Annotated in this window: 20 protein-coding genes; 6 read left to right on the top strand and 14 right to left on the bottom strand. The window is 54.9% G+C overall.

Going from position 1 to position 24782, the window contains the following annotated elements:
• Positions 1 to 139: 139 nt before the first annotated feature.
• Positions 140 to 1039 carry a winged helix-turn-helix domain-containing protein gene (locus KVT34_RS04535; protein ID WP_217556915.1) on the bottom strand — a complete coding sequence of 300 codons (900 nt, stop codon included), beginning with the start codon at positions 1037 to 1039 and terminating at the stop codon, positions 140 to 142.
• A 196-nt stretch (positions 1040 to 1235) separates the two neighbouring features.
• Here KVT34_RS04535 and KVT34_RS04530 point away from each other — a divergent pair, with 196 nt between their 5' ends.
• Positions 1236 to 2510: an MFS transporter gene (locus KVT34_RS04530; RefSeq protein ID WP_217556913.1), complete on the top strand. Its 1275-nt coding sequence runs from the start codon at positions 1236 to 1238 to the stop codon at positions 2508 to 2510.
• 290 nt (positions 2511 to 2800) lie between these two features.
• Here KVT34_RS04530 and KVT34_RS04525 read toward each other — a convergent pair whose 3' ends face one another.
• On the bottom strand, positions 2801 to 3571 hold the full coding sequence (locus KVT34_RS04525; RefSeq protein ID WP_217556911.1) for a DeoR/GlpR family DNA-binding transcription regulator: 771 nt from the start codon (positions 3569 to 3571) through the stop codon (positions 2801 to 2803).
• Between the two features lie 329 nt (positions 3572 to 3900).
• Here KVT34_RS04525 and KVT34_RS04520 point away from each other — a divergent pair, with 329 nt between their 5' ends.
• Positions 3901 to 4761 carry a DMT family transporter gene (locus KVT34_RS04520; RefSeq protein WP_217556909.1) on the top strand — a complete coding sequence of 287 codons (861 nt, stop codon included), beginning with the start codon at positions 3901 to 3903 and terminating at the stop codon, positions 4759 to 4761.
• Positions 4762 to 4965: 204 nt separating this feature from the next.
• Here the strand turns inward: KVT34_RS04520 and KVT34_RS04515 are convergent, their stop codons facing one another.
• The 6 genes from KVT34_RS04515 to KVT34_RS04490 all read right to left on the bottom strand — a co-directional run bounded on the left by KVT34_RS04515 (position 4966) and on the right by KVT34_RS04490 (position 11777).
• Entirely contained in the window at positions 4966 to 5913 is a 948-nt protein-coding gene (locus KVT34_RS04515; protein ID WP_217556906.1) for a chitosanase, read from the bottom strand.
• Between the two features lie 304 nt (positions 5914 to 6217).
• Positions 6218 to 6814, bottom strand: coding sequence for a TetR/AcrR family transcriptional regulator (locus KVT34_RS04510; protein WP_217556904.1), 597 nt, complete (start codon positions 6812 to 6814; stop codon positions 6218 to 6220).
• A 46-nt stretch (positions 6815 to 6860) separates the two neighbouring features.
• Complete coding sequence (locus tag KVT34_RS04505) at positions 6861 to 8351, bottom strand: FAD-dependent oxidoreductase (RefSeq protein WP_217556902.1); 1491 nt, start codon at positions 8349 to 8351, stop codon at positions 6861 to 6863.
• 214 nt (positions 8352 to 8565) lie between these two features.
• Positions 8566 to 9114, bottom strand: coding sequence for a GNAT family N-acetyltransferase (locus tag KVT34_RS04500; RefSeq protein ID WP_217556900.1), 549 nt, complete (start codon positions 9112 to 9114; stop codon positions 8566 to 8568).
• Positions 9115 to 9251: 137 nt separating this feature from the next.
• On the bottom strand, positions 9252 to 10457 hold the full coding sequence (locus tag KVT34_RS04495) for an MFS transporter (protein ID WP_217556898.1): 1206 nt from the start codon (positions 10455 to 10457) through the stop codon (positions 9252 to 9254).
• 327 nt (positions 10458 to 10784) lie between these two features.
• Complete coding sequence (locus KVT34_RS04490; protein WP_217556897.1) at positions 10785 to 11777, bottom strand: AraC family transcriptional regulator; 993 nt, start codon at positions 11775 to 11777, stop codon at positions 10785 to 10787.
• Positions 11778 to 12004: 227 nt separating this feature from the next.
• Between KVT34_RS04490 and KVT34_RS04485 the strand changes: the two genes are divergently transcribed.
• Both KVT34_RS04485 and KVT34_RS04480 read left to right on the top strand, forming a co-directional pair.
• Entirely contained in the window at positions 12005 to 13165 is a 1161-nt protein-coding gene (locus KVT34_RS04485; RefSeq protein WP_217556894.1) for an oxalate decarboxylase family bicupin, read from the top strand.
• A 99-nt stretch (positions 13166 to 13264) separates the two neighbouring features.
• Positions 13265 to 13432 carry a hypothetical protein gene (locus KVT34_RS04480; RefSeq protein ID WP_217556891.1) on the top strand — a complete coding sequence of 56 codons (168 nt, stop codon included), beginning with the start codon at positions 13265 to 13267 and terminating at the stop codon, positions 13430 to 13432.
• A gap of 274 nt (positions 13433 to 13706) precedes the next feature.
• On the opposite strand, the gene KVT34_RS04475 is transcribed toward KVT34_RS04480, so the two are convergent.
• The 4 genes from KVT34_RS04475 to KVT34_RS04460 form a co-directional block, all read right to left on the bottom strand.
• Entirely contained in the window at positions 13707 to 15215 is a 1509-nt protein-coding gene (locus KVT34_RS04475; protein WP_217556889.1) for a sensor histidine kinase, read from the bottom strand.
• Between the two features lie 213 nt (positions 15216 to 15428).
• Positions 15429 to 16271 (bottom strand): aldo/keto reductase, encoded by an 843-nt coding sequence (locus KVT34_RS04470; protein ID WP_217556887.1) that lies wholly within the window; start codon positions 16269 to 16271, stop codon positions 15429 to 15431.
• A gap of 252 nt (positions 16272 to 16523) precedes the next feature.
• The gene (locus KVT34_RS04465; RefSeq protein ID WP_254634524.1) at positions 16524 to 17756 is read right to left on the bottom strand and encodes a family 16 glycosylhydrolase; all 1233 of its coding nucleotides are present in this window, start codon (positions 17754 to 17756) and stop codon (positions 16524 to 16526) included.
• 125 nt (positions 17757 to 17881) lie between these two features.
• The gene (locus KVT34_RS04460) at positions 17882 to 18781 is read right to left on the bottom strand and encodes a DMT family transporter (protein ID WP_217556886.1); all 900 of its coding nucleotides are present in this window, start codon (positions 18779 to 18781) and stop codon (positions 17882 to 17884) included.
• 308 nt (positions 18782 to 19089) lie between these two features.
• Here KVT34_RS04460 and KVT34_RS04455 point away from each other — a divergent pair, with 308 nt between their 5' ends.
• Both KVT34_RS04455 and KVT34_RS04450 read left to right on the top strand, forming a co-directional pair.
• Entirely contained in the window at positions 19090 to 20088 is a 999-nt protein-coding gene (locus KVT34_RS04455; RefSeq protein WP_217556884.1) for an ABC transporter substrate-binding protein, read from the top strand.
• 155 nt (positions 20089 to 20243) lie between these two features.
• Positions 20244 to 21971: an ABC transporter substrate-binding protein gene (locus KVT34_RS04450; RefSeq protein WP_217556882.1), complete on the top strand. Its 1728-nt coding sequence runs from the start codon at positions 20244 to 20246 to the stop codon at positions 21969 to 21971.
• Positions 21972 to 22024: 53 nt separating this feature from the next.
• Here KVT34_RS04450 and KVT34_RS04445 read toward each other — a convergent pair whose 3' ends face one another.
• Together KVT34_RS04445 and KVT34_RS04440 are read right to left on the bottom strand one after the other, a co-directional pair.
• Positions 22025 to 22828 (bottom strand): ABC transporter ATP-binding protein, encoded by an 804-nt coding sequence (locus tag KVT34_RS04445; protein WP_217556880.1) that lies wholly within the window; start codon positions 22826 to 22828, stop codon positions 22025 to 22027.
• Positions 22829 to 23000: 172 nt separating this feature from the next.
• Positions 23001 to 24776, bottom strand: coding sequence for an ABC transporter ATP-binding protein (locus tag KVT34_RS04440; protein WP_217556878.1), 1776 nt, complete (start codon positions 24774 to 24776; stop codon positions 23001 to 23003).
• Positions 24777 to 24782: the final 6 nt, after the last annotated feature.

The raw sequence follows: 24782 nt of genomic DNA, 5'->3' as shown, positions 1-24782 counted from the left end.
GGGAGGAAGGACGGAAAAATGGTTCGGAAAATCGGGCGAATGGGATCGTTTTGCATGGAAAAAAAAAGCTTTTCTTCGGTCGCGCCCGTCTACGGCTCGTTATCTGATCGATTTACGGGTTTTGCTTCGCATTGCCGGGTCAGCCTTTTAAAACATGATCCACCTGCTGCTTCAATCTCTCCGACAATCCCGGCCGTAAGGCCAGAAATGTGGCTTCGTCGGTAAGATGGACACTGACAAGTCCTGCCATGCGCAATGTCATAAGATGATGGTGAACGTTGCCCTTTGCCCCGCCGATCTCTTTCGTTATATCTGTGAAAGATCTTCTTTTAACCGACAAAAGTTTCAGAATCTCCAGCCTTTTCTCGTCGGACAAAGCTTTGGCAGCCGCGGAAACGGTGAAGATATCGGGCTTCTCGATGTTGTGCGGATATAAAATGTTGATCTTGTCTTTAAGGACGGCAAACGTATGCAAAGGCCGGAAATGATAGGCCGGAATCAGATGAACTTTCCGAATCGGGGTCAGTTCGATCCGCATTCCGGTCACGAAAGTCTCCACGATATCCTCCGGCTTCTTGCCTGTGCGCACCGCCTCTTCTACCTCCCGCGCTCCATCTCTCAGAGCATCCATGCCCCTCCAATGGGCCATATATTTCCCCTGCCAGACAGCGAGCAGTTCCGTGAACAAATCTCTTTGTTCCCCCAAATGGAGCCAGACAGGATTTTTGCCGTCCGCCATATAAGACGCGAGCCGTTCGTACAGTTCACCCGCCGAAAGAGTGTTGACCCATTCCAAGAAAGTCTCCATAGAAGCTGCATCCGGACATTGATCCACAAGCACCGAGAGCAGATCGACGAACGTAAGATCGTCCAGCGCGTCCAGCTTATCCAGATAAGCAGGTTCCATCACGTCACGGATCTGCTGGAGCCAGGACGGTCCGACGTACAAATATTTGATGTTTTGTCTTCGTTTATATAAAAGGAAACTGAGCAGACATTCGTGAACCGGGGAGAACGCGGTTTCGATCTGATAGGCCATTTCTTTTAAAGCTCCTCTCGCAAACTTCGATACGATAAGAGTACCATATCCGGCAGACTTATCCCAACGGTTTCGGATTTAGGTACTTTAGATTTAGTTCATAATTTACAGACTTATAATTTGGTTCTTGTTTCATTGAACTAATTATGCTATTTTATAACCATCACTCACCCTGGTAATAAGAGGAGCCCGAATCATGCAAATGGATACTCTGCTCGGCCTGTTCAAAAACCGCAATTATGCCCATCTTTTCGGGGCGCAGCTGCTGTCGCAAATCGGCTCGGTTACGGGGCTGACGGCATTTGCCTTCTACATGCTGGATAAGTTCGGCACGCAGCCGGCCTACGCGACCCTGACGGAAATGATGTACTCCCTCCCCACCTTGTTTCTCTTCTTCTTAACCGGTGTTGCGGCGGACCGTTTCGACCGGCAAAAAATCGCGGTAAGCTGCGATGCCGTCAATGCCGGGCTGAGCCTGCTCCTGTTAGGCGCAATAGCGTGGGGGTGGATGCCTCTCGTTTTCGCCGTCCTGTTCATCCGAAGCGCCGTCGGTAAAATGTTTCATCCGGCGAATGCGGCCTTGGTGCGGGGCGTGCTGGATCCGGCGCAAATGCCTGCGGCAATGGGGATGAATCAGATGCTGATGAGCGCGTTCGTTCTGCTCGGCACCGGCCTGGGGGCAGTCAGCTACTGGCACTACGGAATCCTCGGATCGGTCGCGATCGATATGGTCAGCTTTGTGATTTCCGCCGTGCTGATCATGCGCTGCAATATCCCTCAGGAAGTGCGTCAGCCTAACGGGCCCGCTTCCTGGCGGCAGCTCAAACTCAAACAAGTGGGCCAAGACTTCGTCAGCGGTCTCCGTTACGTCCGGGACCACTCCATCGTGCTTTCGCTTCTGGCCGGCATCCTTATTCTCGGGCTGGCAAACGGAGGCGGCAGCGTCATGTATCTGTTCAGCCTCAAGTACAAGCTGGCCCCGGATACTTACGAATCCCTCCAAGTCGGGATGACGGCCGTACTCGGTGCGGGCATGCTGCTCGGGAGTATCATTTCCGTGCGGCTGGCCAGAAAAATCCCGCTGTACGGCATGATCATCGCCAGCTTCTTCCTGGGCGCCTTTACCCATCTCCTGCAGGCGATGGCCTCGGATACGGTGACGTTCATGGCGCTGTACTTGCTGTACGCGTTGTCTATCCCGCTGTGCAACGTCGCGTTCTTCGGCTGGCTCGCCCAGGTGACCGAAGCCCGTATGATGGGCCGGGTTCAAGCGCTCATTCAGCCGATTATGATGCTGACCTTCACGGCTATGCAGGCATGGATCGCCCACGCCTTTCCGGCGCACATGTCCGTCGAGTCCATTTTCTATGTCGTGGGGGTGGCCGAACTGGCTCTAGGCGTGTACTACCTGCTCGTTCTTCCCCCTCTGGCGAAGAAAAGAGCGGAGCAAGCGGCGAGGCAAGCCGCATAAGGGCTCCGTTGCAGTCAACAACAACCACTCTAAGGCACGCGGTTCCTCTGATATTTCACACCCGCGCGGAGATCCCGGTGCTCGATCCGGCGTCCCAGGGGCGGGCGGTCACCCGCTTGGCGGAAATCCGCCCGCCCTTGCCGGACTGCGTAGTCTCGTTCGCTGATGTCCGGCCTTGAGCCGTTGGCGAAGGGACCCGCCTGAACGACCAAAAAAAGACAGGAGCTTATTCGCTCCTGTCTTTTCCGATCGGCACGGTTACCCGATCCGAAGTACGTCCGTGCCGCTTCTTATGAGCTTATCCGCATTTCGATTCCGAGCGCTTCCACACTGTCGATCCAGTCCCGCGGGCACCCCGGATCGGTAATTACCATCGAAACTTCCTCCAGCTTGGACACACGGGCAAAAGTCGTCACGCCGAATTTCGTGTGGTCCGCCACGAGAATGGACTCCTCCGCCCGCTGCATAATTTTCCGGGACAGAACGGCTTCGTCCAAATGATAGTCGGTAATACCGTCAACCAGCGATATCCCTCCAACCGAGATAAAAGCTTTGTTCACCTTAAACTGATCGAGCAGCTGATCCGTCAAAGCGCCGGTTGCGGCCTGATAATGCCGGTTGATTTCGCCTCCGGCAAAAATGAGTTTGCCCGCAAACGTATCCATCGCAGCCGCCAGTATCGGCACGGAATGCGTAATCAGCGTCACGTCTGGACGGTTCCGGAGATGACGCAAAATTTCGATCGTCGTCGTCCCGTTATCCAAAATGACGGTCTCACCTTCCCCGATCAGCGAAGCCGCGAGTTTGCCGATGGAAGCTTTCTCACGCTGCATCATCTGCGCGCGCTTAAGAAACGGCGGCTCGACCCGGTCGGATCTCACTTTTACGGCACCGCCGTACACTTTGCGCAGCTTGCCTTCTTTCTCCAGACGATCCAAATCCCTGCGGACCGTTTCCGTCGAGACGTTAAATTCTGCGGAAAGCAGGTGAACCTGTACTTTTCCTTCCATGTCCAGCTGCTTTAAGATCGTGCTCCTTCTGTCTTCATACGTTAAGGACATATACGGCCTCCGGTAACAATTAGTTCCATTTCCTATGTTGAATGATGTTGTTTTATACAGTGTAAAAGTTGGTTTCTCTTCTGTCAACTTTCCGCAACACGCAGGATTTAGAAGTGCTTATCCATGTTTTCCGCCTATAATCCTAAAAAGAACCCAGGCTATTACAACGTTTGATTTACATGTTGACAGATGGAGAACACAAGCCTACAATTACATACAAAACCACATAAATCATCATATTGCCTCATGATATCACACACAACTTCACCCGGCTAAAAACAATTCAAAACCAATTTCGCCGGAGTGATGACAACTACGGAGATGATACCTTGATTCTTTTTGCCCTTTTACTCGTCATGCTTTCGGGCCTCACTCATTCAATCTGGAGCCTGTTTGCCAAAAGCAGCCGCAACAAGAGTGTTTTTTTATGGTCCATCGCCATGATCGCCGTCATTGTCCTTTTGCCCCCATCCATCGGGGAATTAAGGAGCGCATCGCTTGATACCGGGGCCTGGGCCCTGCTACTGGCCTCAGCCGTGCTCCAGGCCGTCTACGGACTGCTGCTGTCGCGCACGTATCAGATGGGAGACTTGTCCCAAGTGTATCCGATCATGAGAGGCACCAACACCCTGCTCATTCCGGCATTCGGCGTCGCTTTTCTGGGGGAATCCTTGTCCGTTCCCGGCTGGATCGGCCTTCTCTGCATGATTCTCGGCTTCGTCATGCTGAGCGGTCTGCCGACTCGCAAATCCGCCGCACGTGGAGAAGGATTCTCGCCGGCCCCCGTGCTGATGGCCTTGGGTGTCGGCTTATGCACGACTTCCTACGTACTTGTAGATAAAATCAACTTGCAGCATGTTTCCCCGCTTACCCTGCTGGCGGTTAGCAATATCGGCTTCGCGGCCGGATTAACTCCGGCGGTCCTGTCGTCCCGGAAGCTCGCTTCCGAATGGAAGCTCAACGGGAAACGGATTGTGCTCGGCGCCGTCTTGAATACCGGCTCCTACCTGCTGTTTTTGCTCGCGCTCGCCTATGCGCCGGTCGCTCATGTGTCGCCCGTCCGTGAAATCGGAACCGTGTTCGCCACCCTGCTCGGTATTTTCGTCCTGAAGGAAAAACAGGGTACCCTGCGGATTCTAAGCTCCCTGGTCATAACCGCCGGGATCATGCTGATCGGATTTTTCGGCTGAATAGAACCGGCGTCTGCTGACGCTTCGCCGGCTGTCCGCCTGTCTCCGCAAGTGAACGGCATACCCGTTCCCGCCAGCTTCTGCATGGCAACATGAGAGCCTGCTGGGCTAAATTCAAGGCGCTTGAACCGTAAAAAGCCCGGAGATCCGGTTCCGGAAGGAACCTTGTCTCCAGGCTCGGCCGCATGCGCCGCTTTTTTGCGTTTACTTCATCGTCCAGCCCGTTACTTTTTTAACCGCCGCATCCGCATCTTTCAAATCCGTTTCTCCCATGTTAAGAAGCGAACTCCACTGCTTCACCCGGTTTTTGCCGTTGGGAGGCTGGTTGTATTCGTTCGTGTCCACTACCAGCGTACGTTTGGCGTAGAAGTTCGTCATAAATGTTTTCTCGTTCGTGCTATTGCCGGATTTGGCCAGAATGCCCCCCAGACTTCCCGAATCTCCCTCGGCCCCTTGATTCAAAGCCGTATCCACAAAAGATCCGATCGTCAGAGCCGAATTAAATCCGCGCTGGCGCGCCTGCTCGACACTGTATTTGATATACACGTTATAGAACGTGTGCCACATGGCTTCCCTCCAGGCCGGATCGTTCTCCAGACCTTTAATTTTGCCGCAGAAAACTTTCTCGCTATCGTTAATTTTCAGGATCGACCCCTTCATCGTACCGTTAACTCCGATTCTGGCAAGCGCCCCTTGCACGGAAGGGTTTGCGGCTCCCTTTACAGCGTCATATTCCTTGAAGAGCGCCGGTCCGTCCGGACCTGTATCGTTGGGCCCCCCTGTCGTCGCCCCGAAAATACCGATCGTATATCCGCGGTCATCGTCGATGTCTTCACAATACCCATAGTACTCGGTCCATTTCAGCGAGTCTTGTTCGGCTTTGTTCACCAGTTTCATAATGTTGTCCCACTGCTCCCCGTCCAGACCGGTCTTCGATTTCAAAAATTGAAGAGTAGCCGGAGAAAAGTTAGAGTCGTGGGAGCTCGCCGGCGCTGCGTATGCTTCTCCTTCTGCCGGATTCGAGTTCGCGAGAGCGTTCCCGGGCAGCAAGACGGACGTCAGCAGAAGCGCGCTCGCCAAACCGACGCTTAAAGCAGCTTTCATACCTGATTTCACCCGTTTACGTACGGATACCGGTTGTTTTGTTTGCAAGTTCATTCCTCCTTGGAATCCTGATAAGTTAAAGCGCTTTAACTTTTGAAAAAGGAAGGCCTCCTTACTCCGAACATATTCGGTTGTCCGGCGCCCTATTCCTCTTTTGCCTGTTTGAAGAATTTGTAAATGATTTGTTGACTGTTAATTGTGAAGAGCCTCGACCGCGTAAAAAAGCTCCCGCCGCTTTCCCGGACGAGAGCCTTTATAAAACACACCGCCTCTGGCGGTCAGCCGCAGTTTAAGCGGTACTGCAGGAGACTTCGCCGTCCCTGGACGAGTGCAGACTGCGACAGTGACGGTCTTACCGTTTCGTGATCATCCTTAGCAGGCGATCTACCGGAGGGATCCGATAGTCATCGTTCCCGTCGGCCGTCACTACCATAAGTCCCGACAATACGGAAATATAAGACGCGATCATTTCCTCCGTATCGCCGGCATCCAGCTCGCCCCGATCCTGCCCTTCCCGGAACAACGGCATCAGCACCTCCACATACGTATCCAAGGAGTAATTCCGCATGAGCTGAATTACTTTATCCGGTACTCCCTCCGAGGTCCGCGCCTGATGAATGAGCAAAAAATAAAGCGCACCGCTCTTATCGAGCATCTCTTCGGTTAAACTCCTGATCTTATCAAGCGGTGTACCCGGAAGCCGGTAAACTTCCTTCATCGCTTCTTGTGAAGCTTCCATTGCGCCTTGGACAAGTGTAGTAAACAACTCTTCTTTCGAAGTAAAGTAATGGTAGAGCAGACCGTGACTGATCCCGGCCTCCGCGGCGATCATGCTCATTTTCGTGCCGATGATTCCCCTTCTCGCAAAAACGCGAAGCGCGGCCCCCATAATCTGTATTCTGCGTTCATCCCGTATCTGATTTAACTGCTCATCGTTTAATGGTGCCACTGTAATCCTCCACTTCACGTGCTGATGCCCAAATTATAGCATCCTTTCAGACTGTTTCGTAAGCCGTTTCGGAAAACGCCGGGACAATCTCTTCAAGTGCGGCGTCCAGGGAACCGGCGCCTTCCGCAAGAAGCTCGTCAAGCAGCCTTCTGCCTTCCTCCGAGGAAGACAGCACCTCTCGTACAATGTCCGGATGGAACAGTTGACCCGGAGGCAAGCTGAGCGTATTGACGGCCCAGTACAGCCCGAAAAATTTCATGTTCTTCTCCGCGGTCGCGTATTTCAGCACGAGATTCATGTATTTCCGCCCGAACTCGATTCCTTTTAGGGGCGCGGCACCCGAGTACGTTACGCCTTCCCAGCGGAGGTCGGCCGCGCAGTTCAGCCACCAGGCTGGCTCAATCACATCCTGGAGACCGCGCAGCACGCTGCGTTCGAACGCGGGAGAAGGCGCCGGCGCCAGACTCTGCTTCCGCAGGCAGGCCTCTAGGGTCTCCGCTTCGATGGCCGCCACCGTCATCCCCTGCCCGAAGATCGGATCGTAGATGCAGTAGGCGTCGCCGAGAACCAGCAGCCCCGCGGGCCAGTCCGTCATCTGCTCGAAATGCCGGCGGTAGAGCTGAGGCACGCGGAATCCTCTCGGAGGCGCGGCCGGTTCCAGCTCTCCGAGAATTTCACCGATGACCGGGTCGGGGAGGTTCGCGGCCGCTTTTTCGTATTCGTCTTCTTTCGTTGGCGGGTATTGCCCACCCGGACGGTACAGCAGCATTTCCGCCACGTTATTTTCGATGAAGGACAAAACACCCGTAAACGTTCCTGCAGCAGGCTGCCCGGCAATATTAATCACATCCCACTCCTTGAGCAGATGCTCCTTAGCGGCCGGCACCCGATACCTGCGGGTACTGTAACCGAGCTCCACGTTCAAATAATCGGAGGCGGGCACTTCCAGCCCCATGTATTCCAGCCACTTGGTCAGTTTGGATAGCCGTCCGCTCGTATCGACAACGAGATCCGCTTCACAGAGCGTCTCTTCTCCGCCGCTATTCTTTCCACGTATAATTGCGCCCGTCACTTTCTTCCGGTCGGGAGTGCTCATGAGCTGAACCGCCTCATGACCCGGCAGAAAGGACACTTGGGGAATGCGTTTCACCCGCTCGCGGATCACCCACTCCAGAAGCGCTCTGCTGAACTTAAGGTCATTGCGCAGATAAGGGCCGCTGATCGTTCCGTATTCGTTCATGTTCGTCACGGTTTTGTTCAATGAAGACAGCGCGCCCAGTTTAAGCAGATCCTCCTCGTAGCCGGGGAAAAACCGCTCGACGATCGTCTTCCCGCGCTGTGTAAAACGATGAGGATGGTAGCCTTGCGGCGTTCCGGAACGGTCGGCCGGTTCCGCGGGAAATTCGTCTTTGTCGATCACAAGCACCTCTTCATAAAAATCCGCGAGTACTCTTGCGGTTAACAATCCCCCTATGCTCCCGCCGATTACAAGCGCTCTTCTTTTCTCACGATTCCCAATATCATACGTATTCATCATTTTCGCTCCTATTCGTTGATTGATTAGTCCAGTCAATTTTCTTTCAAAAAAAAACAATCGTCCTCACTGCCATGATTTATGATTGACTAATTCAGTCAACTACAGAATAAGCAAGTTTTTTCCATTTGTCAATAGGTTTCGTTTGTGGCAGACCGGAACGTGAAATAAAAAAAATTCCCGCCTCTTTTGAAGGACGGGAACGAAAGCGGAAAATTCAACGCACGGGCAGCATGTTTTCGTACAGGCTGAACCCGTCCGACTTGCCGATATACGTGTAGCCGCACGTTTTGTAAAAGGCGTTTAAAGTCTCGTTGCTGCCGATACAGTCCAGACGAATCCGGTCTTTGCCCGGAAACGACATTTCCTGTCGGATCCAATTCATCACCGCTTTGCCCAGGTTTCTGCCCGCGTGCCCGCGGTTAACGGTCAGCCGGTGAAGATAAATTGACGTGCCGGTCTCCCCGGGGGCCAGCCCCCATAATTTGCGGTCCCAGTCCTCCGCTTCCTGCTGGAGAATCGCGCACGCCAGAAGGGTGCCTTCCGCTGCTTTGAACACAACTACCTCTTCGCGTTCCAGGGCACCCGCCATATCGTGATCGTCACTGCCCGACAGCAGTCCCGACCACTGGGTCGATCCTTTGCTCCGCAGCCATTTCGCGGTCTCCACCATCAGCCGCTCAATTTGCGGATATTGTTCCGTTCCGGCTATACTCGCTTTGATATCAGGACTTACCTGATCGTTTAAGAGAATCATATTCGGCATAGAGCACCTCTATTTCAGCTTGTATAATTTGCCGTCTCGTCCGGCTACGTGATTGTACCATAACCGGCTGCGGCATTTCTAACAGCGGGCTGCGGCAAGGGCGGGAGCAGGAGAAAGGGCTGCCTAAGCGCCTACCTTTAACGGGTCCAGTCAGGCGGAGCGGAAGCAGCTTGGCGGACAGCGCCCCGGCGAGTCCGAGCCCCCACCGCCAGGACAAACGCGGCTGTCAGCAGCGCACAGACGGCATAAGGCACCGATGTGTGCAGGGAGTAGAGCAGCGTTCCCGTCAACGGTCCCGCAAACGAGCCGACGCCTTGTACCGCCGCCGTGAAAGAAGCGACGGACGGCTGCTCCTCCTCTGTGACCGCAAGCGATGCCGCCGTAATGTAACCGGGGAGCGTAAACCCGATGCCGATGCCGAACAGGAGGAAAACAAGCAGGTACATCGCGGGCCAGAACAAGAACAGCAGAAAGGCCGCGCACAGGGACGACAGGCCGATCTTCAGAAGCCTGCCCGTCGGCCACTTCAGATAGCGGCCGATCAGCAGCTGGATGACGACCACGAGTACCCCCGCCGAGGAAAGCCCGAGGCCGATGTACCGCGCGGCGTCCTGTGAGGTGACGGACAAGCGGTCCTGGATGAAAATGCCGCAGGTCACCTGAAGAATAATCATGACGATGGACAAGGCCAGCCCGATTGCCAGGTACAGCGAGATTCTCGGGTCGGCAGCCGACAGCTTGCCGGCGTGGGTACCGGTAACCGCCGGCTGGCCTCCTGGAATCATCAGCCAGAATGCGGCCGCCGTCAGTGTGAGCAGCACGGCGGAAGCGTACATCGGCGCCGTCAGACCGACAGGCGTCAGCAGGGCGCCGAGCGCGGGGCCGAGGACGAAGCCGAGCCCGTTCGCCGCTCCGAACAGCGCCATTCCGGAAGCGCGGTTTTCCGCCGTCGTCCACTCCATGAGATAGTTCTGCGCCATAGCGGGAATCGCTCCGAAGAAGAAGCCTCCGGCCGCCCGCAGGAAGAGCAGTTGAATATAGAGCCCGGTGGGATCGGTTTCCCCGCTGCGGGTGAGGTCGGATAGGACGGCAAACGCCGCCAGTGTCGCAATATAACCGAGCAGGGCCCCAATCATCACCGGCTTCCGGCCCGCTCGCGCCCATTTTGCCCACAGGAATGTCCCCGTGATCCAGAACAAGCCCGTTACCGATACCAGACTGCCGGTCTGGATTTCACTCAGCCCCATACTTCTGGCCAGCAGCCCGAGGATCGGATTAAATGTCGCGATTGAAGTCATAGCGGCCAGCACGGTCAAAAAAATAAGCACAAACCGTTTTTTCATAAACTTTGTCTCCTTTCCCGGTCGAACGGCATTCGTACGTTTTTCATTATCGTTCAAGCCCGGAAAAGCCCGCTACCTGCCCGCGAAGCAATTTTGCCTGTTTAAGGAGCAGGTACGGCAAAAATCCCTTTGCCGCAAGCAGCAAAGGGATCGTTAGGGGGTAATCGGGTTAAGCCAGCGGTCCGCCGAGTACCGGGTTAAGACGCACATAGGGAGTTGCGCGGGCCGAACACGAACACGGATTGCCGAACAGGGCACAACATGCTTTACTCGGAAAGTATGCCAAGGACGATAGGGGCCCGGGCTCGAACGCCTCCTCCGCCAGCCTCACAGCCGGACTCGTTCTTGATTGGCTTGTTTGAGGTATTGTCCCGGATTCAAACCGAACTGTTTCCGGAACGCGGCCGTGAAATTACTCATGTTCGCGTACCCGAGCTGAACGGCCGCTTCGCTCACATTCATGCCCCGGTCCATATATTCGGCCGCTCTTTTCATCCGCTCTCTGCGTACCAGTTCATAAACCGTCGTCCCGAACAGCGTGTGGAAGCCTTTTTTCAGCTTGTATTCATTGACTCCGCACAACCGTGCCAGCTCCGGGATAGACGGCGGACTATCCAGCCGGTCCAACACTTGCCTTCTCGCCTCCGCCAGGCGGTTCCGGTCGTCCGGTGTCAGGCTGATCCCCGAAGCTTCCTTAACGCCGTCTTCCGGCTGACTGATCAGCGCGATCAGCTCCATCGCTTTGCTTTCCGCGTACCATCTGCGCATACTCCCCAGCCGTCCGGACTGCAAAAGATCCCTGACCCCCTGCCGGATAAGCGGGGTATCCGTAAACCTTCCGATCCTGCCCCGGCTGCGCGAAAGCAGCTGACGGATCTGCTCCGTCTCTTCGGGCCCTCTCGCACAGCGGAGCAGCAGCTCGGGATGCAGCCGGATCTCCACCGTCCGGTTGCGGACGCCGCCTTTTTTCTCCATATACACGTTCGTATTCTCCATAAAAAAGACATTGCCGCTGAGGCTGCCGGTATGCAGCTCTTTTCCTTCCCAGGCGCAGTAAATGTCCCCTTCCAGACAATAGTTCAGCTCGAACAGGCTGTAAGCCCCGTGAACCTGCACTTTAAGATCACGGATTAATTCGAAATCCGAAATGACAATTTCCATACCCGTTCTAATGGGAATCCGGGTCAGAGTCCCCTCTCCCAGTCTCGGAGAAAGCAGAAGCGTCCGCTCCCCGCCGCTGCCGGTAATCTCTCCCCCCATATGCTCGGAAAAACGGTCGAAATAATCATGCATCGTATGGATTTGTATGGACGATGGCATAAGCGATCCCCCCTTTCGTCGTTATAATTGAGAATTATTATCAACGAAGTTTTGTGTTCATTGTAGGAAATTTCCGCTTCCTTTGCAACCCCGCAGCTTAAGCGGCTTCGGCCATATAGGGCAGTCCTGAGGCGTTTTTACATAACTAACGGACAAACGGTGCCGCATATGTATAGGCTTGATAAGCTTGGCGAGAACTTCCTTGCCTGAACAAAGGAGCGGATGTCATGAGCAAGCCGGTAAAAGAAGGGGTACAAATCCCCCAACCCATCCGGGCCGACGGTGCGGGAGCCTCCGACCCCGGTCCGCGCGATATTTTGCGCGATCTGGAAAATCCGAACATGCTGGTCCCTCCCGCTACCGATGCGGGTCTGATCCCGAACATGAAATTTTCGTTCTCGGACGCTCATATGCAGCTCAATCACGGTGGCTGGTCCCGTGAAGTTACGGTCCGTGAGCTTCCCGTCGCCAAGACGCTTGCGGGCGTCAATATGCGGCTGACCCCCGGCGGTGTGCGCGAGCTGCACTGGCACCAGCAGGCCGAGTGGGCGTACATGCTGACGGGGAAAGCGAGAATTACGGCGGTGGACGAGAAAGGCCGCAATTTCATTGACGATCTGGGCGAAGGCGACCTCTGGTATTTCCCGCCGGGTATTCCCCACTCCATCCAGGGGCTGGAGGCAGGGTGTGAATTTCTGCTCGTCTTCGACGACGGGAACTTCTCCGATCTCAACACCTTGTCCATCTCGGACTGGTTCGCCCACACGCCGCCGGATGTTCTCGCAGCTAATTTCGGGGTGAGCGAGACCGCTTTCGGGAAAATTCCGTCGGGGCAGGTATATATTTTCCAGGACAAAGTTCCCGGCTCTCTTGCCTCCCAGGAAATCGAATCGCCCTACGGCTCCGTTCCCCGAAGCTTCAAGCACAGGCTTCTGGCGCAAACGCCGGAGGTCATGCCCGGAGGCAGCGTGCGGATCGTGGATTCTTCCAACTTCCCCGTTTCCGTAACGGTTGCCGCCGCCCTGGTCGAGCTGAAGCCCGGCGGCATGCGCGAGCTGCACTGGCATCCCAACCAGGACGAATGGCAGTACTACCTGTCCGGCCGGGCGCGGATGACCGTCTTCGGCGGGAACGGCTCCGCCCGCACTTTCGACTACCGGGCGGGCGACGTCGGGTACGTCCCGTTCGCCTACGGCCACTATATCCAGAACACGGGTGAAGAGACCGTCTGGTTTCTGGAAATGTTCAAAAGCGACCGGTTCGCGGACGTCTCGCTTAACCAATGGATGGCGCTCACTCCGCGGGACCTTGTCCGCGATAACCTGCACGCGGGACCGGAACTGCTCGACTCGCTGCACAAACGGAAGCGGCCCGTCGTCTCATCGTGATTCCGGCCGGATCGGCGTCCTGTATCCCGAAACGCAGCAATTCGAAGTAACCCTCCCCCAGAAAGCCGAAGGCGTGGTTGGCGGCAAATTACGATTATTTTGACGGAAAAAGGAAGTGCGGGCGAAACCAATCCCAAAGAGGTTACTTTCACCATCGAGCCGTCCATCGGAAGTTTTACCTATCTGAATGCCGACAAGCTGACTACAACGGATGCGCAGACGCTGGAAAACGATGAACAAGCAAAAAGAAAGCGGCCGGTGTCTTAAATGCCCTTGGCATCGACCCGGAAAGTTATGCGGTCTCCCTTCATTCCGCAGCGAAAGAGGAGGCTGCAAACTGCCCGGACGACGTTGTCCTCGATTACACCTCTGACGGCCAAGACACGCTTTGGTGTAAGTCTATGGCCGGATAAGACAACGATTCGATTAACGTCATTAATCAATTTTATTAATGACATTAATTATATGACAGCCCTCCTTGCAACTCGCACAAAAAAAGCCGCTGAAGCTTCAGCGGCTTTTCCCGTTTTTAGAACGCTGATTATCCGTCGATCCCCGCGGAAGCAGCTTCACTCAAGGCGGGCATTCTTCCTTCCTCACGGATAGCGGACACGACCGGAAGCCGGATCGTAAAACGGGTTCCTTCGCTCCGGCGGCTTCGGATCTCGACGGTGCCGCGATGTTCCTCCAGGATCCATTTCGCGATCGACAAACCGAGCCCGGTCCCCGGCGTTTCGCCTCTCGAAGGATCTGCCCGGTAAAACCGGTCGAAAATATGCGGAATATCCGATTCGTCCATGCCGATTCCGGTGTCCTCGATAATAAGCTCCGCATGGTCTCCCGCCGCCCTTGCGAAGAACCTCACACAGCCTTTTTCGGTATACTTGAATGCATTTTCCACGAAAATAAACAAAAGCTGCTGCAGGTAATCCCTATCGCCCACAACGTGCAAAGATTCCAGACCGTCCAGCGGGCCGGCTTGAAACTCGGCGGATTTCGCAAGCACCTGGGATTTGCGGATGACATCCTGGACGACGGAGCTTATGTTCAGCCTGTCTTTTCTCAGATGAAGCCCCGAATCGGCACGCGCCAAAGTCAGCAAATTGTGCACCAGCCTCCCCATCCGGCCCGCCTCGTCGGCAATATCGTGAATGGCTTCGATTGAAAGCTCCAATTGGTCCTTGTCTATTCTCTGCTCCGGAGACTGCCGGAACGACAGCCAAGCCTTTTGTAAAAATTCCGCATTGCCGCTTATCGTCGTCAAAGGCGTTCTTAATTCGTGGGAAGCGTCTGCCACAAACCTCCGCTGGGTCATGTAAGACTTGTCCAGTTCCCCATACATGTGCTGGATGCGTTCCAGCATGCCATTGATGGTCGTCCCCAGCAGACTGACTTCGTCTCCCGTCTGTTTAACGGCGATCCGGTTGCCGAGATCGTCGCTTTTCTGAATTTGGCGGGTCGCCTCAATCAAGGCGTATACGGGCTTCAGCGCCCGCTTGGAGGAGAGCCAACCCATGAACGAAGCCGTGCAGACGACCACCAGCGAAAGCAGAATCAGCACAAGCCGGAGGATGGACAGAAATTTATCGATCAGGCCGATATTATAGGCGGATTGTAGGATACCCACGAGCTTCCCGTTCAACAGCAGCGGCTGATTGTAGATGAGAAACGGCGTCTGCTGGACCTCTTCCGTGATGTAGTAGCCCTCCTTGTTGTTACCGGCGGCATCTTTGGAGAAAGGCAGTTCCACTTGGCCCAAATTCCGTGTCCTCGCCTTATCGCCGTTAATCAAATTGACGAGCTGCAGGTACATGCCCGATTGGACAGTATCGACATGATCGAGCTGAATGTCCAGATCAGAGCCCAGCGGATCCACCTTCAGCTTATAGGTGACGCTCTCCTGCAGCACATCCGTCTGCTCTCGGAGCGAATCTTTAAGGTCATTAATAAAATAAATCTGCAGAAAGCTGTACAAGACGATGCCAAACAGCAGCAAGGTAGCGGAAAGAATACCCGAGTATAACAAAGTAAGCCGCATGCGTATAGACATAGCTTCCTCCGGGGTTTTTCCTTGATTATCCGCTTTGAATCTTAAAAACAACTTAATAGAACCTAAAAATTGCTCCCCGGGAGCCGAAACAGCAAAAAAGCCGTCCAAGGACGGCTTTTAGGAATCGCACAGCGTCTCGCTCCCGGTGCATAAGCCGGACGGCAAAGCATCGGGACGCGCTGATCCGCTCGGATTTTCGAGCAAAATTTATGCTTAGAAATCAAAGTTGTCCGGGTCCGGACCGACTCTTCTGTTTTCGTTCAAGGCGCTGATCCGGCTCATCTCATCTGCCGTCAGCTCGAAATCGAACACGCTTGCGTTTTCGATAATCCGGTGCTCTTTCGTTGATTTCGGGATTGTGACCACGCCGTTTTGCAGATCCCATCTCAAAATAATTTGCGCGACGGATTTGCCGTGACGGTCCGCAATGCCCTTCAGAACCGCGTTATCCAGCAGCTCGCCCTGCATCAGCGGAGACCACGCTTCAAACTGGATTCCCTGTTCGCGGCAGTAAGCCCGCAGTTCTTCCTGGGTCAAGCACGGATGAAATTCGACCTGGTCGACCATCGGCTTGATCTTCGCATCCTGCAGAAGGTCCTGCAAATGATGGACATGGAAGTTGCTGACTCCGATAGACCGGGCTTTGCCCGACTCGTAAATGGCTTCGAGGGCGCGCCACGTGTCTTTGTATTTCCCTTGGACCGGCCAGTGGATCAGGTACAAATCGAGGTAGTCAAGGCCGAGCTTCCGCAGACTGACTTCCAACGCCTGAAGAGTAGACTCGTATCCTTGGTCCGCATTCCAGACTTTCGAAGTGACGAAAAGATCTTCCCGGGAAAGACCCGTTTCGGCCAGACCTTCCCTGATTCCTTGGCCGACCCCTTCCTCGTTGCCGTATACGGCGGCCGTATCTATACTCCGGTACCCGTTTTTGATAGCCGTTTTAACGGCTTCTACCAATTCAGGGCCTTCCTCTACTTTAAAAACGCCGAGACCGAGCCAAGGCATTTTAACTCCGTTGTGCAGGGTAGTTGTATCTTGCAGATGTCTAGTCATTCTTGGATGACCTCCTGTTGAGTAAGCTTTACATGTAACATGTCCTATTATGCCCCATGCTTACCCCTTCGTGAAGTACGCACTTTAAAGTTCGATAGGTACTTTGGCGCACCTTAGGCACTTCAAAGTACCTTGGTCCGCACTTGCGGTATTCGCTTCCTGCCGGTTTACCGGCACGAAAAAGACAGGAGTCTCCCCGTACTCCAGGGAAAGTCCTGTCTTTGCCTATCCGTTTGGCCGGGAATCGGCCGTTTACGGATTCTGCTTCACCAATACGAAACTCTCCCACTTGCTGGCCGTGGCGCGGTTCGCGATCAGCGGGCTCGCGCCTTCGTTGTCGGCGCACACATATTGGTTGTTCGCCAGCGCTTTTAACGTCTGCTTGCCGTCCGCCGTCTTCCCGAGCTCGAACGTCTCCCAGGTGCCGATCGTTTCCCGGTTCGCGATGAGCGGGCTTCCTCCCGCATTGTCGGCGGAAACGTACCGGTTATTGATAAGCGCTCTCAGGGCGACCTTGCCGCCTCCGAGGTCGACCAGCTCGAACTTCTCCCAGCCGCTGGCGGTCTGAGAACGGGCGATCAGCGGGCTGGCGCCCGCATGCTCGGCAGTCACGTATTTTCCGTTCGCTTCCGATTTCAGGGCGACGACGTTATAACCTCCCGCGCGCTGCCATACACGGATATAGTCGATGTAATATTTCTGTGGGAAGACCGTCGTGCCGTCCGGGTAACCCGGCCAGTTGCCCCCTACCGCGAGGTTCAGCAGGAAGAAAAATTCCTTGTCGAACACCCAGTCATTCGTGCCCGCATCGGCCAGCGTTCTCGTGTGAAACAGCTTGCCGTCCACAAACCACTTGAACACGCCCGGCTCCCACTCCAAAGCGAACGTGTGGTAGTCGCTGCTCAAATTCTTCGGATGCAGATACGAACCGGAGAGGCCGCAGCAGCCGGAATAGCCCGGTCCGTGCAAAGTGCCGTACGCGCGGTTCGGCTCCAGGGCGCCGACATATTCCATAATGTCGATCTCGCCGCTGGCGGGCCAGCCTACGGAACCGATGTCTTTGCCCAGCATCCAGAAAGCGGGCCAGATTCCTTTCCCGTAAGGCAGCTTGGCGCGCATTTCCACCCGCCCGTATTTCAGGTTGAATTTATTTTGCGTCGTGAGACGGGCGGACGTGTACCCCGAGCCGTTATAGTTTTCTTTTAGCGCCTGAATGACCAGATTCCCGTTTTCCTGATAAGCGTTGGACGTGCGGTTGGTATAATGCTGCAGCTCGTTATTTCCCCAGCCGCCGGCTCCGGTTTCCAGATTCCACTTGGAAGAATCCGGTCCCGATCCGTTCGGACCGTTAAATTCATCGCTCCAGACCGGCACCCAATTGCTGGCGGAAGAAGCTCCGGCGGTCCCGCCGAGCACAAAGGACGAGAAGAGACTGAGAAGCAGAAATACGGATAAGAGCAAGGAAAGCCGCTTGCGGTTCATCATCCATGATCCCCCTTTTCCTAATTGCAATCCCGTGTTCATCATACTGCCTTCCCGCCCTTAAAAACAGGTTCCGGATTACAGGTTTATTCTCCATATTTTGGTTTAGGAACCGGACACTCGGCTGATCAAGCGGAACGGTCTTCTTCAAAACGGGCCGACCCGGCACCGGTTCTGGCAGGCGCCCAGTTTACGAGAAAGATGCCGGCGAGAATCAGCAGACCTCCCCCGTACACATAGGAGCGGACGGCCTCGCCCAGCAGCAGCCAGCCCGAAAGCACGCCGAAAAACGGGGCCAGAAAAAGAAACGCGCTCGTCTTTCCGGGATCTCCCCTGCTCAGCAGATAATACCAGGCCGCAAACTGCACAATGGAACCCAGTACCGCGAGATACAGAATGATCCCGATCGAAACCGCATTCAGCACAAAAAGCGGCTTTTCCATCAGCAGACCAAGTACAAGCAGCGCCAGCCCGCCGGCCAGCATTTTAAAAGCGGTCATAACCCAGATGTCGAAAGAAGCGCTCCAGCGTTTGACGAGCAGCGTCGCGGCCGCCCAGAATACGGCGGAGCCCAGCCCGAACAGGGTGCCTGTTTTTAAATCCAGCTGCAGCCCGAGCGTCACCGCGACTCCGAGAAATCCGATCCCAACGCCGGCCCACTGGGACCACCGGTACTTCATCCCGAGAAAAAGAGTGCCCAGCAGCACGACCAGCAGCGGATTCACAAAGGTTAGCAGCGACGACTCTCCGGCGGATATCGTTCTCAGGCTCAGAAAAATGCACGCCATCACTCCCGTCGTCTGAAAAAGCCCTATCAAGGCGATCCGCCCCCACCCCGCGGCTGTCCGCGGCATTCGCCTTCTTGTGCTCAAGACCCACAGGGCCATCAGAGCCCCGGCCAGCGTAAAACGGACTCCCACAAGCAGCAGCGGCGAAACGTAGGCGAGTCCCATTTTGCCGACTGCAAAGGAAGACCCCATAAGAAGCGTGGCTGTAACGACAAGACTGCCAAATTTTATCGGGTTCATCCTGTGTTCCCCTCTCTCATTCGTTTATTGAGAAAATCTTAGCACAGATACGGTTAGATGGGGACCGAAGGATGGATGTGAAGGAAGAATACGATGATTCGGCTGTTTGCTCATCCAATTGCGATTTAAAATGACCTTGTCATCCTTTTTCGGCAGAACGTGTGGGACTTCGCCGACGTTTTTGTACAAAATCAAAAGCCGCCTCACGGATTTGTCCATTGTCGGCCGCATCCGGGTACGCTATGATAACATCAACCGATAATGATTCTCATTATCGTTATATATGACCGATGGAGGCTGACCCACTCATGAACCTGGCAAGACCTGTTTCTACCTTATTTTTCACGGCGATACTAAGCGCCGCTTTATTAAGCGGATGCGCCGGCTCCGGTTCCCAGAAAACCGGCGATACCGCAAGCAACCAAACCGCGAATCCTGCCGGCACCCCCACCGCCGCTGCCGATAAATCCGCCGCTTCTCCCCGCAAGGTTACGGATTATAAAGGGCATACGGCCGAAATTCCGGTCGCCGCCAAGAAAGTCATTTTTTACGGAGAGACGTTCAGCGATCTGGACGCACTGGGCGTACAGGCCGTCGGGACGGCAACCACTTGGCTCACGGGCACGGTATATGCGGACAAGCATAAGAACATTACGGACATCGGTTTTCCCATTAACTTGGAGAAAGTGCTGGAGCTGGGCCCGGATCTTATCCTCACGGGCAGTACCGACGAGAAAGAATACGAGCAGTTAAGCAAAATCGCGCCTACGCTCATGTTCAATACGTTCCTGCCCCTGAAGGAGCGGCTTCTTCAGCTCGGAGATCTTCTCGGCAAAAAAACCGAGGCGGAAAAATGGGTGGCCGATTACGAAACACGTTCGGAAGCGATGTGGAAGACCCTACGTGACGCGGGAATAAAACCCGGCGAGACGGCTTCCGTTTTCACTTATTATCCCGGCAACCGGCTGTTTGTGATGGCAAGCACAGGACTCTCCCAGGTTCTTTACGACAAAAACGGATTTCTGCCGACTCCGCCGATCCAGGATGTGCTGGACGAAAAAGCGGGCTTCAAGCAAATTTCACCGGAGGTACTTCCCAAAATAGCCGGGGACCGGATTTTTATTCTGACCCCGGTAGACAAAGAAGCGCAGCAGTCGACGGAAGAACTTCTGAAAAGCCGGATCTGGCTCGATCTTCCGGCCGTGAAGAACGGACACGTCTACACGCTTGACATTCTCAAGTCCGGCAGCGACGCGGCTACGCGGGAATGGCTGTTGAACGAAATTCCGGTTCTGCTCAAAAAATAAGCCTTCCTGCCCTGACGGCAAACGCCCTTCCGCAGCGTAACAACCCAGCGGTTCATTTAAAAAGAAGCTTTCAACCTCTGTTGAAAAGCTTCTTTGTTTTAGTTACAATGGACTTGATTGATAATGATTATCAATTTCATATAGGATGTGATATCATGACCCTTTCGGAATCCGGCTCTCTTTCTCTCGGTTCTCTCCTGTTCCAGTTCACGGCCGCCGACAAAATCATACCCGGTACTTGCGAACCGGCGGCGGTGCCCGAATTTGACGGGAACGAAAAACCGGATATACATACTCTTCTGCTCATCAGCGCCGGCACCGGCACGCTGCGAGTGGCGGATGAAACCTTCTTCTGCGCTCCCGACAAATGCTATATGATTCCGCCCGGTACTTCCTACCGGCTCAGGATGGACAGCGACCGGTCCTTGACGTACTACCGTATCACGTGCCGGATCGTTTACTCCCGAGGCTCCCATACGGCTTTGTACCTGAAACCGCTCGTTCGGGGCCGCGTGGAATGGTCCGTCTATCCTTTCGCCAGAGCCGTGCGTCTTGCCGATCTGCTGACGGAGTCCGAACCGTCCGGACCGTCCGGAGAACTTCAGCACTTTTACCGGCAGCTTCAGTTTCAGGAATTGATGGGCTTCCTGCTGGAACACAACGTGAGCAGCCCCGAGCCTTCAAGCTGCACACACGCGGTGGAGAACAGCATCCGCTACATTCAGGAGCATTACAGGCGGCCCATCACGGTAAAATTTTTGGCTGAGCAGGCCCGTGTCCCCCATTGGCAGTACAGCACGATCTTTCAGGAGCTGACCGGGAAAAAGCCCTTGGATTACCTCAATGAGCTTAGAATCGAGAAAGCCAAGGAATGGCTTCAAGCTACACGGGAACCTCTGCGGGAAATCGCGAGACGGGTCGGCTTTGCCGACGAATATTACTTCAACCGCCGATTCCGGCAGGTGACCGGCATTACACCGAGACAATACAGCCAATCCGTGCAAAAGCGGACCCGTATTAAAGACTGGACGGGTCATGAGGTCGAGATTCCGGCACTCCCCCGCAGGATCATTTACAATGGGGAAACATTCGGCGATCTCGCCGTTCTCGGCGTGGAAGCCATAGGCGGAGGCTATCCGTGGATTAATCAGACCGGCCGCCTTAAGTCTCCCGTCAAGGATATCGGCTTCCCGATCAATCCCGCCGTGACCGAGGCGCTGAAACCCGACCTTATCATCGTCTCCAGCGATGACGAATCGCAATATGACACGCTTCGCGGGATCGCACCCACGCTCACGTTTGACTCTTTCGCCCCGCTTGACGAGCGGATCGAACTGCTGGGGACAATTCTCGGCAGACGCCGGGAAGCGGAAAATTGGCTCGCCCGCTATGAGAAGAAAGCCGCCGCCATGTGGAGCCGGCTTCAGGCCTCCCTGCAGCCGGACGAGACCGCATCCGTGTTCACATTCGCAAGAGACCGCTTTTTTGTGATGGGCACCATCGGGCTGTCCTCCATGCTCTATCATCCGGACGGTTTCCGGCCTGCGGGCAGGACGCGCAGACTTCTCGATAAGAAACTGTCTTATCTCGAACTTCTGCCGGAAGAGATCAAAGATTATGCGGGCGACCGGATATTTATGCTGCTCCCCGCAGATACCGGAAGCCGCAGCGCCGCCACCGAGTTCATGAAGTCTCCTCTCTGGACGGAGCTTCGCGCGGTCCGAAGCGGCCGCTGCTGCGCGGTCGAAGCGGACGAGTGGAACTTCGCAGACGCCACGACGACGGAGAAATTCCTCGACGAACTCCCCCGTCTGCTCGACCAAGAGCAGATCGTCCCCCCTCATGGCGGCTTACGACCCGGCCGCAAACCAGAAGAAAGCTGAAAAACCTGCCGATCACAAATAGATCGGCAGGTTTTGTTTCGTACAGGGCCTTGTCACGCTTCCGGCGCCAGTTCATACGGCAGGCACAGCGGAACTCCCGTGCGCGGGTCGGTTACGATGTCCGCATGAATCGAAAACACTTCGCGCAGCATATCTTGGTTCATCACGTCAGCGGGGGAACCTTCGCAAATCACGCTGCCGGATTTGATGGCCACGATATGCTGGGCGTACCGGGAAGCGTGATTCAGATCGTGAATCACCATCACGATCGTTCTCTTCTCCTCGCTGTTCAGCTTATGCAGCAGTTGAAGAACTTCAAGCTGGTGGGCCATATCCAGAAAAGTGGTCGGTTCGTCCAGGAAGAGAATATCGGTCTGCTGGGCGAGCGCCATGGCGATCCAGGCGCGCTGTCTCTGCCCGCCGGAAAGCTGATCCACGGGTCTTGCGTGGAACGGCATCATCCCCGTTACGTCCAAAGCCCAGCTGATCACGCGCTTATCCTCCGAACTAACCGTGCCGAATCCGGACTGGTGGGGGTACCTGCCGTAAGCGACCAGCTCCGTAACCGTCAACCCGGCAGGCGCCGACGGATTCTGCGGCAGAATGGCCAGTTCTTTGGCCACTTCCCGCGTAGATTTGCTGTGAATCGACACCCCGTCGAGCAGCACGCCGCCCGAAGCCGGTTTCATGAGCCGCGCCATCGTTTTCAGGATCGTCGACTTCCCCGAACCGTTCGCGCCTACCAGTGCGGTTATTTTACCCTGCGGAATGGAAATGTTCAGATCGTTTACGATACTGAGATCCCCGTAACCGATATGCAGGCCGGAAGTATGCAGCCTTTCCTGTACTAACGTCATCGGATATTCCCTCCTTGGTTTTGCTTTTCCGTATAGGAGACGACCAGCGTCCTTCCCTGTAATCCCGTAAGTTCTCGTCTGCTCTTTATGTAAAACAACGAGACATATGCCGCCGGATAAAGCTTGCGCTTCCAACTCCGGGCCTCACCCGGCAAGTACGCGAAGCGTGATCTTAAACCGTGCCGGCAGCTCGTTCTTCGCGCGGCATTGCGCTTCCCAGCTTGTTAAGCAGCTCGGCGCCGAATTGCGCCGCGTACAGCTTGCTGTAGGCACCGCCCCCGGCGAGCAGTTCTTCGTGGCTTCCCTGTTCGGCGATGCCCTCTTTCGAGACTACGACGATCCGGTCGGCATGCTTCACCGTAGCGAGCCTGTGCGCGATAATCAGCGTTGTCCGTCCTTTCGAAAGCTCCCAGAGCGCTTCCTGAATGACCGCTTCGGTCTCGCTGTCCAGTGCCGAAGTCGCCTCGTCGAGAATCAAGATCGGCGGATTTTTCAAAAACATGCGTGCGATGGAAAGCCGCTGCTTCTGTCCGCCGGAGAGCTTCACTCCCCGTTCGCCGATCCGCGTATCCAGCCCTTCGGGCAGGGATAGGATCAGCTCTTCGAGCTGGGCTCTTTTCGCCGCCTCCCGGATTTCTCCGTCGGAAGCCCCCAGCTTGCCGTAAGCGATATTTTCACGGATGGTGCCGTCGAACAAGAACACTTCCTGCTGGACGATTCCGATATGGGAACGCAGCGATTCCAGCTTCATCTCACGGACATCGATGCCGTCAATGGTGATGGCGCCGCCCGTCACTTCGTAAAACCTCGGAAGGAGGCTGCACAAGGTCGTTTTACCCGCACCCGAAGGGCCGACGAAAGCGACCGTTTCCCCGGGCCGGATAGACAGGTTCAGTCCTTCCAGCACCTTTTCCTTGTTTTCGTATCCGAAGCTCACATTCCGATACCGGATATTACCGGCAACCCGGTCAACGTCCCGCGCATCCGGAGCATCGGCGACATCGGGTGCAAGTTCCAAGATTTCGAGATATCTTTTGAAACCGGCGATCCCTTTCGGATACATTTCAATCACGGAATTGATCTGTTTGATCGGTCCGAGAAACACGTTCGAAAGCATCACGAAGGCAATGAATTCGCCATAGCTCATTTGTTTCGCCAGCACAAACCATGTTCCGCACAGCAGAACGAACAAAGAAATGATTTTCATCAGCAGATAGCTGATAGATGAATTCCAGGCCATAATCCGGTAAGCCAGAAGCTTGCTCCGTCTGAACTGCCCGTTGTTGGAAGCGAACTTGGCGATTTCATAATTCTCGTTCGTAAAAGCTTGAACGACGCGGATGCCGCTGACATTGTTCTCCACCCGGGCGTTGTAATCCGCAATGGATTCGAACATTTTATCGAAAGCGAGCGACATTTTGCGGCTGAAATACAGCGAAAGCAAGATCATTCCCGGCACGATAATAAAAGTCAGAACAGCCAGTTTCCAATTGATGCCTAGCATAATGCCGAATGCCCCCGCCAGGGTCATCACGGCTATAAACAAATCCTCCGGCCCGTGATGGGCGATCTCCCCGATATCCATCAAATCGTTGGTCATCCTCGAAACGAGATGCCCCGTCTTGTTGTTATCGAAGAAGCGGAAAGAAAGTTTCTGCACGTGGTTGAACAGTTTGGTGCGCATATCGCTTTCAATATTGATCCCGAGCTTGTGCCCCCAATAAGTGACGACGTAATTCAGGGCGGCGCTGATCACATAAATGCCGAGAAGGCCTACGCACCCCCATGCGATCCACTCCCATTTGCCGCTCGGCAGAAGATCGTCGATGACCCGGTTGACCGCCAGCGGAAAAGCGAGCTCAAGTAAGGCGGCTATAATTGCGCAGCTAAAATCGAGCATAAACAAGCCTTTGTACGGTTTGTAGTAGGCAAAAAAACGGCGGAGCATAAAGCA

The organism is Paenibacillus sp. GbtcB18 (assembly GCF_019091125.1).
Classification (GTDB): Bacteria; Bacillota; Bacilli; order Paenibacillales; family NBRC-103111; genus Paenibacillus_F; species Paenibacillus_F chitinolyticus.
This window is presented reverse-complemented; position numbering and strand designations above follow the sequence as displayed.

What these genes read in the sequence shown, in the direction of transcription:
- KVT34_RS04535 (WP_217556915.1), bottom strand. Translation starts at nt 1,039, where the DNA reads ATGGCCTATCAGATCGAAACCGCGTTCTCCCCGGTTCACGAATGTCTG.
- KVT34_RS04530 (WP_217556913.1), top strand. Translation starts at nt 1,236, where the DNA reads ATGCAAATGGATACTCTGCTCGGCCTGTTCAAAAACCGCAATTATGCC.
- KVT34_RS04525 (WP_217556911.1), bottom strand. Translation starts at nt 3,571, where the DNA reads ATGTCCTTAACGTATGAAGACAGAAGGAGCACGATCTTAAAGCAGCTG.
- KVT34_RS04505 (WP_217556902.1), bottom strand. Translation starts at nt 8,351, where the DNA reads ATGATGAATACGTATGATATTGGGAATCGTGAGAAAAGAAGAGCGCTT.
- KVT34_RS04500 (WP_217556900.1), bottom strand. Translation starts at nt 9,114, where the DNA reads ATGCCGAATATGATTCTCTTAAACGATCAGGTAAGTCCTGATATCAAA.
- KVT34_RS04495 (WP_217556898.1), bottom strand. Translation starts at nt 10,457, where the DNA reads ATGAAAAAACGGTTTGTGCTTATTTTTTTGACCGTGCTGGCCGCTATG.
- KVT34_RS04490 (WP_217556897.1), bottom strand. Translation starts at nt 11,777, where the DNA reads ATGCCATCGTCCATACAAATCCATACGATGCATGATTATTTCGACCGT.
- KVT34_RS04485 (WP_217556894.1), top strand. Translation starts at nt 12,005, where the DNA reads ATGAGCAAGCCGGTAAAAGAAGGGGTACAAATCCCCCAACCCATCCGG.
- KVT34_RS04475 (WP_217556889.1), bottom strand. Translation starts at nt 15,215, where the DNA reads ATGTCTATACGCATGCGGCTTACTTTGTTATACTCGGGTATTCTTTCC.
- KVT34_RS04470 (WP_217556887.1), bottom strand. Translation starts at nt 16,271, where the DNA reads ATGACTAGACATCTGCAAGATACAACTACCCTGCACAACGGAGTTAAA.
- KVT34_RS04465 (WP_254634524.1), bottom strand. Translation starts at nt 17,756, where the DNA reads ATGATGAACCGCAAGCGGCTTTCCTTGCTCTTATCCGTATTTCTGCTT.
- KVT34_RS04460 (WP_217556886.1), bottom strand. Translation starts at nt 18,781, where the DNA reads ATGAACCCGATAAAATTTGGCAGTCTTGTCGTTACAGCCACGCTTCTT.
- KVT34_RS04455 (WP_217556884.1), top strand. Translation starts at nt 19,090, where the DNA reads ATGAACCTGGCAAGACCTGTTTCTACCTTATTTTTCACGGCGATACTA.
- KVT34_RS04450 (WP_217556882.1), top strand. Translation starts at nt 20,244, where the DNA reads ATGACCCTTTCGGAATCCGGCTCTCTTTCTCTCGGTTCTCTCCTGTTC.
- KVT34_RS04445 (WP_217556880.1), bottom strand. Translation starts at nt 22,828, where the DNA reads ATGACGTTAGTACAGGAAAGGCTGCATACTTCCGGCCTGCATATCGGT.
- KVT34_RS04440 (WP_217556878.1), bottom strand. Translation starts at nt 24,776, where the DNA reads ATGCTCCGCCGTTTTTTTGCCTACTACAAACCGTACAAAGGCTTGTTT.